At 61.2% G+C, this 6,584-nt stretch carries 6 protein-coding genes; 2 read left to right on the top strand and 4 right to left on the bottom strand.

Annotated features, from left to right (window positions below):
- Window positions 1-592 (top strand): plasmid replication protein RepC (gene repC, locus J2858_RS22305; protein ID WP_281067787.1); only part of this gene is annotated, 592 nt, incomplete at its 5' end.
- An 88-nt stretch (window positions 593-680) separates the two neighbouring features.
- Here the strand turns inward: repC and J2858_RS22300 are convergent.
- From J2858_RS22300 to J2858_RS22285, 4 genes are all read right to left on the bottom strand, one after another.
- Window positions 681-1,751, bottom strand: coding sequence for a Gfo/Idh/MocA family protein (locus J2858_RS22300; protein WP_210107061.1), 1,071 nt, complete (start codon window positions 1,749-1,751; stop codon window positions 681-683).
- Entirely contained in the window at window positions 1,748-2,770 is a 1,023-nt protein-coding gene (locus tag J2858_RS22295; RefSeq protein ID WP_210107060.1) for a Gfo/Idh/MocA family protein, read from the bottom strand. Before J2858_RS22295 ends, J2858_RS22300 begins: the two co-directional genes overlap by 4 nt.
- 203 nt (window positions 2,771-2,973) lie before the next feature.
- Window positions 2,974-4,254, bottom strand: a complete 1,281-nt coding sequence (locus tag J2858_RS22290) for an ABC transporter substrate-binding protein (RefSeq protein WP_210107059.1) — start codon at window positions 4,252-4,254, stop codon at window positions 2,974-2,976.
- Between the two features lie 169 nt (window positions 4,255-4,423).
- A complete protein-coding gene (locus J2858_RS22285) occupies window positions 4,424-5,542 on the bottom strand; it encodes a glycoside hydrolase family 88/105 protein (RefSeq protein WP_210107058.1) in 1,119 nt (372 codons plus the stop codon).
- A 232-nt stretch (window positions 5,543-5,774) separates the two neighbouring features.
- Between J2858_RS22285 and kdgR the strand changes: the two genes are divergently transcribed.
- Complete coding sequence (gene kdgR / locus J2858_RS22280) at window positions 5,775-6,575, top strand: DNA-binding transcriptional regulator KdgR (protein ID WP_210107057.1); 801 nt, start codon at window positions 5,775-5,777, stop codon at window positions 6,573-6,575.
- Window positions 6,576-6,584: the final 9 nt, after the last annotated feature.

The following is a 6,584-nucleotide window of genomic DNA, read 5'->3' as shown; positions in this document are numbered from 1 at the left end:
CCATTCTGGCTATCACATACAGAATTCAAAACCCGAATCCCTTAATGAACTTGAACCCGCTTCAGAAAAGAAGCAGGGCGAAATCTCGGCGCCAACACCGATGCGAGGTGCCGGAGCGACGGGAGAAACGGACGAGAGGAATGCATCGCTTCTGCCTGAAGCGGCCGGTATGCCGGAGGATCCTGCCGGAAACCCGCGGCGCAAGATGGGCGAAACCACGCTCGATCCGGCGCTGGCCGAGCGTCTGAAGCCGCTCCCCTTGCCGATGGTGCTCAAAGCCTGCCCGCAGATCGTCGATTACGGGCCGGACGGCGATATCCGCAGCTGGCGCGATCTCCTGGCGGCCGCTGTCGTCACCCGCTCCATGCTGGGCGTCAGCCCCTCGGCCTATCAGAGCGCCTGCGAGGTTCTGGGAGCCGAAAACGCCGCCATCGTGATGGCCTGCATCCTGGAACGGGCAGGGCAGATCAATTCTGCGGGCGGATATCTCAGGGATCTGACACGAAAGGCCGAACGCGGCGAGTTCTCGCTTGCCCCCATGGTCATGGCCCTCATGCGGCAGAACGGCGGATTTGAGCGAAAAACCGGGTGAGGGCATTTTGCTGGCGGACATCGATCGGAGATGTCCGCCAGCCTCTGGCTGACGAAGAGACGACGGGATTACACGCTCAAAGGTAGGATCATGCCGGAAGCCAACCCTTTCGCAGCGGATGATCGGACGGCAGCGGAAGGCTGACGATGCGACGGTTGCGGGCTGCATCGTAGAGGGCCGTGATGAGTTCGATCGACTGATAGGCTTCGTCAAGCGAGGGCAGGTAGAACTCCGCGCCCCCGGTGAGGCGGGCATGGATATCGGCAAACTGTCCGGCAAACCGGAATATGCCCTGGTCATGCTCGGCAACGATGGCATCGACCTCGGCCTGCCGGGCAGGGTCTCGGGCCTCGAAGGTCCAGGGGCCCGATCCGATATGGTAGGGCTCCGTCCCCGACGTGATGGTCATGTGCTCGAACAGCGCGCGAAAACGCGATGTGCTGCCGCAGGCACCGAGCGAGATGGAAGAGGAGACCAGCGCGCCCTCGCGGGTTCGCATGGAAAGAGCCGCGCAATCCTCGGTCTCGATCGGGTTGACGCGGGTGTCGATGAAGGCTGCGACCTCTGTGATCTCTCCGGCGAGATGCGCCACCAGATTATGAGCATGGATGGCGTGGCTTACAAGCGCGCCTCCCAGTTCGCCCTCCCAGGTTCCGCGCCAGCGCTCCGCATAATAATCGGCGCGCCGGTCCCAATGGGTTTCGAGCGAGAGAACGAAAGGCCGGCCGAGCAGGCCTTTCCTCTTCAGGGCATGGGCCGCGTGGTAGCCCGCGCCATAGCGGTACTGGAAGATCGGAAACACCTGCCGGTCGAACTGCGCCGCCGCGTCCCTGATCTCGGACACATCGGCCAGAGAACCGGCAAGCGGTTTTTCGCAGACGACATGCTTGCCCGCTGCAAGAGCCTTGAGTGTCATAGGGGCGTGCAGGCGCGGTGGCAGGCAGAGATCGACAAGTTCCACCTCCGGATCCGCAAGCACCGCATCAAGATCGGAAATCGGCCGGCTGCCGGGCGCTTCGGCAGCCCCGGCTGCGGCGCGTTCCGGGTTGAGGTCGCACACATAGCGTACGTCAAACAGATGCGGCAGCTGCGCATAGCCCAAGATATGGGCCTTGCCGATTCCCGCGCCCGCAATGGCCACGCAAATCCTTCGGGTCATGAGCAGGCTCCCTGTTCTGCCATCTGCTGCGCTTCGAGCGCCAATTGTGTTGCAAGAAACGCGTGGGCTTGCGGCATGGCCGTCTCGGTCCGGTCTAGAACGTCGCGGATCAAGCGGCCAAAGAAGGGTTTGCCGGCGCCTGCAGCCTCAAAATGTTCGACGCCCTTGGCGTCGGCGAGGAAAACGTGATCCTGACCGGGACGCCCGGCGATATCGATATATTTGCGCAGTTCCAGATAGCCATGGGTGCCGAGAATGGTCATGCGCCCATCGCCCCAGGTCGGAAGTCCGTCGGGCGTCAGCCAGTCCACCCGCGCATAGCCACGCCCCTCATTGCCCGCGAGAAGCACCTCGCCAAAATCCTGAAATCCGGGGCGATCGGAATTGGCGACGTTTGCGATATGGGCCGATACGACATGCGCTTCGGTCGAGCCGGTAAAATGCAGGAACTGGTCGAACTGATGGGCGCAGATATCGGTGAGAATGCCGCCATAGCGGGCGCGATCCCAGAACCAGGCCGGACGCAGGTGCGAATTGCGCCGATGCGGTCCAAGGCCGACGGTCTGCACCACCTTGCCGATGCGGCCTTGCGCAATCAGCTGGTCGGCAAGTGTGACGCTTTCGACCGTCAGCCGCTCGGAGAAGCACACGGTCCAGCGCCGGCTCGTTTCGGCCGTTGTCTGGCGGATCGCCGCGAGCTGTTCGAGCGTGGTGCAGCCCGGCTTGTCGACCAGAACATCCTTGCCATGGCGCATGGCGGAGATGGCGATTGCGGCGCGCTCGCTGTTGATGGCAGCGCTCAGCACCAGCCCTATGCGGTCATCCTCGAAGATCTGCGCCGGTGTCCGCTGCGGCACATCCGGATAGGTTGCCGTGAAACTGTCGATCGTCGATTGCGGCGTGTCCGGTGTCACCGCGAAAGCTGAAAACGTCGCACCGGCGGCCGTCAGGCCATCGATCATGCCGTAGATATGGTTGTGATCAATGCCGATGACGCCAATAAAGAGGGGAGGGGTCATGAAAATGTCCTGGTGAAATCGGCCGGCCGCCGTCCTGATGCGCGTGGGGTCGATGGCGGGACTGGCCTTGAATGTCGTTTCCGGCCGCAAGGGGCAGTTTGAGCCGGGCGGTGGCCCGCCATATCGCGACGGAACCCTTTGGGCGATGTCTCCCGGCGGCCCTCAAAAGGCGCCGGGAGACGAAACGTGGCGTGGCTGCCTGTTTACTGCGCCCGTTCGACGATGGACTGGGCATCGTCGATGAAGGTCGAGGCGGCGGCCTTCGCATCCAGACGGGCCAGAACCACGTCGGTTCCGATCCGCATGAAGGCATCGCGCACTTCGCCGGCACCCTTGGGGGCTGGCAAGGGAAGAGGCCCGACCTTGGACTGAATGGCATCGAAGTAGGAGACGGAGAGCTTTTCCACCTCCGTGAGCTTCGGCGCCAGTGCCTCGCGCACTTTCGGGGAGGCGGGAATGCCGCGTTCGAGCCCCAGTACGCCGGTGATCGCCGGATCGTTCACCCAGGCGTTCATGTAGCGGATGGCCGCTTCCGGATCCTTGGCATCGCGCGACAGCGACAGGAACATCGAGGGCTTGATGAACTGGCCGGGCTTGCCGTCCTTCTTGTGCGGCACCATGGCCGCGCCGATCTTGTCCTTGGCGGCCGCCTGGATGCCGACGAGCTGGTTCGACCAGAAATGCGCCATGGCGGTATCGCCGACCGCAACACCGGATTCGGCAATCGGCGCATCCAGAATGACGGTCTTTTCCTTGGCCCGCACGACGTCCTTCTTGCGCAGGTCTGCCCAGAACTGCCAGTAGCTTGCAACATCATCGACGGTTGCCGCCACCTTGCCGTCCTTGTCGTAGAATTCGCGGCCGTTCTGGCGCACCCAGGATTCAAACGTCTCGATCATCAGCGCGAGGTCGTCCGAACCCTTCACCTTGCCGCCGGACTTGGCAGTGATCGTTTCGCAGCTCTTGGCAAAATCGTCCCAGGTCCAGTTGATGAGGTCGGCATTGATGCCGGCTTCCTCGAAGACGCGCTTGTTGTACACGATGACCTGGCTGTTGGAGCCGATATTCAAGGCATAGAGCTTGCCGTCCACCTCGCCGCCGGCAAGCGGGCCCTTGTCGAAGTCAGCAATCATCAGGCTCTTGCCGACAAATTCGTTGAGTGGCTTCAACGCCCCACGGCGCACATATTCGAACAGGAAGCGGTAATCCATCTGGACCAGGTCCGCCATGTTGCGGCCAGCCGTCTGGGTTGCCATCTTGGTCCAGTAATCGCCCCAGCCAATGGTCTCGCCCGACACTTCGATGCCGGGATTGGCCTTCTGGAACAGGTCAATCACCGCAAAAGTGCGCTTGTCCCGCTCGGGATTGCCCCACCAGTAGTGCCGGATGCGGGTGGCGGCCCGTGCCGGCGTGATCGAAAGCTGGGATGCTGCAAGGCCGGTGCCTACGGCGCCTAAGAGCCTGCGTCTTGTCAGGTTCATCATGATCTCCTCCTCCATGATTGAAATTTCAGGGTTGGACCGGTGACGATATCGCCTCGGCCGACCTGTCTTGAAAGATCGGTTCTTCCCTCGTCCTCTTGCTACTGCCGGTCGCTCCTCCGATCCGGCAATTCGTCTGGTTTTGTCCCGCTACGCTCTTCTGATGCAAAGGTCAGATGTGGCTGCGCAGCAGTTCGGTCAGGCACAGCATGGCCATTGCCTGTCCATAGGGCATGGATGTGCGGCGGATCTGCCGGTAGAAATCGAGATCGCTGCCCATCGCCGTGCCGAACGACACCTGCATCAGTTCGCCGTCCGGACTGATATTGTCGATGACCCCCTTCATTGCCCGTTCGGCCGTTTCCAGATAGTCCGGTCCGAGATAGCGCTTGCGCACGCTCTTCATCAGCCCGTAGGCAAAGCCTGCGGTGGCGGAGGCTTCCAGATAGCTGTCCGGATCATCGATCAGGGTGTGCCAGAGGCCTGAGCGATCCTGATGGGTTTTGAGGGCAGAGGCCTGGCGCGACAGAACCGAGAGCAGGTGCCGGCGCAGCGGATCGCGCTCCTGAAGGTCAAGCAGTTCGATGAATTCCGGAATGGCAATGGTAATCCAGCTATTGCCGCGCGCCCAGCGGGCCCGGGCAAAGTTGTGGTGGCCATCAAAGGTAAAGCCGTGGAACCACAGGCCTGTCTCTGTGTCCATCAGATACTGCGCATGCAGCAGAAACTGGTATTTTGCCTCTTCCACGAAGTCCGGCCGGTTCAGCACGAGGCCAATCTTGGCCAAAGGCAGCACGCTCATCATCAGCGTGTCGTCCCAGATCTGCTGGTCGTTCACGCTGTTGTAGACGATATGCTGCAAGCCACCCTCGCGGGTGCGCGGCATTTCATGCATCACCCATTCGGCCCAGGTTTCGAGGTAGGGCAGAAAACGCGGATCGCGGTTCATCTCGTAAAGATGGGCAAGCGTCAGGAAGGGGGCGACCGTGTTGATGTTCTTGGTTGGTGTGCCTTCGGCAAGGCGCGCCTCGAACCAGTCGGTAATGATGGCCATTACCTCTTTCTGGCCAGTCTGCTGCCAGTATTTGAGAAGGCCGTAAAGGGCAATGCCATGCGTCCATTCCCAGCCGGCCCAGCCTTTCGTATCGATGACGCGCCCATCCTCGAGCTTCAGGAGAAATTCGCCCGTCTTGTCCTCGATATGAATGAGATTGTGCGTCAACCGGTCGATCAGCGCGCAGATGTCTGCCCGCCCAAGCAGGGTCGGCTTCTGCCGTAGCAGAGAATGCATGCTTCAACTCCTCCCCAGTTGAAATATTTTCGGAACTTCGTTCCGGAATTTGAGCAGACCATAGTCTGACACGCATTTCAACGGCGTTTTTCGGTGTGTTGATGGCTCGGTGCTGTGACGGGCGAGCAGGGTTGAGCAAGACGGGCAAGCCGGGCGGTGCGTGGAGAGGTCGCTTGACAGTGCGCCTTGACCAAATTCAGAATGAAATTTCGGAAAATGTGGAATGCACGCCATGGCCGATAATCCTGCCAAGACCGAAAATGCCGCCGCCGTCCTCAAGGTCTTGGCGGTGCTGGAGGCATTGGTCGAGTCACGCCAGATCGGCCTTGCCGATCTCTCGCAAAAGGCCATGACGTCGAAAACCACGGCGCATCGCCTGCTGCAGACCATGGTCGACCTCGGCTATGTGGAGCAGGATGCCGAAACGGAAAAATATCGCCTGACGCTCAAACTGTTCAGCCTGGGCGCGCGCTCGCTGAGCGATCAGGCGGATCTGTTGCGGGTGGCGGATCCGGCCATGGGCAGGCTGTCGCGGGCAACCGGTGAATCCATCAATCTGGGCGTTCTCGACAGCCGGGAAGACAAGGTGGTTTACATCCACAAATACGATGCCGCCTTCAATCTGGCGATGAAATCACCGCTCGGCCTGCGCAACCCGTTGCACAGCACGGCGCTCGGCAAGGCGCTTCTGGCCTTTTGCTCCAAGGGTGAACAAGAGGAGCGACTGGCCCGGATGGTGCTTGATCGACGCGCGCCACGCACCATGACCGAGCGTGCAGCCCTTCTGTCCGATCTGGAAAAGACCCGTGCGCGTGGGTATGCGGAGGAGGTTGAAGAAAGCGAGGCCGGCGTGCGCTGCATGGCTGTTCCGATCTTCAACCATCTGGGTCATCCGATCGCCGCCATGTCGATTTCCTTCCCGCTCTTTCGCTTCGACGAGGCAAGGCGCGCAGACTATGTCGAACTTCTCGTCAGTGCCGGCAAAGCCGCCTCCGAAGCTTTGGGAGGTCGGTTCCGGTTGGGGGAGGAATGACATTCTAAG

The sequence above is a fragment of the Neorhizobium galegae genome (genome assembly GCF_017877135.1).
Taxonomy (GTDB): Bacteria; Pseudomonadota; Alphaproteobacteria; order Rhizobiales; family Rhizobiaceae; genus Neorhizobium; species Neorhizobium galegae_A.
Note: the sequence above shows the minus strand (reverse complement) of the source record. Positions and strands in the feature narration are given on the sequence as shown.